Annotated in this window: 1 protein-coding gene; it reads right to left on the minus strand. The window is 69.7% G+C overall.

Annotation, left to right across the window (positions count from 1 at the left end; all coding sequences use genetic code 11):
• Nucleotides 1-632: ABC transporter ATP-binding protein (locus DEH69_RS00015; RefSeq protein WP_147255308.1), on the minus strand; the 632-nt coding region annotated here is incomplete at its 3' end.
• Nucleotides 633-641 lie beyond the last annotated feature (9 nt).

Genomic DNA, 641 nt, shown 5'->3' on the forward strand with positions numbered 1-641 from the left:
ACGATCCGGCCGTCGGCCAGGAAGACGATGCGGTCCGCGTGGGCGGCGGCGACGGGGTCGTGGGTGACCATGACGATGGTCTGGCCGAGGTCGTCGACGGAGCGGCGGAGGAAGCCGAGGACTTCGGCGCCGGCGCGGGAGTCGAGGTTTCCTGTGGGTTCGTCGCCGAAGATGATGGCGGGGCGGGCGGCGAGGGCGCGGGCGACGGCGACGCGTTGCTGCTGGCCGCCGGAGAGCTGGCTGGGGCGGTGCTTGAGGCGTTCGCCGAGGCCGACGGTGGTGATGACGCGGTCGAGCCATTCCTTGTCGGGCTTGCGTCCGGCGATGTCCATGGGGAGGGTGATGTTCTCCAGGGCGTTGAGGGTGGGGAGGAGGTTGAATGCCTGGAAGATGAAGCCGATGCTGTCGCGGCGCAGGCGGGTGAGCTTCTTGTCCTTCAGCCCGGTGATCTCGGTGTCGCCGACCCAGATCCGGCCGCTGGTCACGGTGTCGAGCCCGGCCAGGCAGTGCATCAGCGTGGACTTCCCCGACCCCGAAGGCCCCATGATCGCCGTGAAGCGGCCCCGCTCTATGTCCACGCTGACGTTGTCCAGGGCGAGGACGCGCGTCTCGCCCGTCCCGTACGCCTTCACGACGCCCTC

The organism is Streptomyces sp. PT12, from assembly GCF_003311645.1.
Taxonomy (GTDB): domain Bacteria; phylum Actinomycetota; class Actinomycetes; order Streptomycetales; family Streptomycetaceae; genus Streptomyces.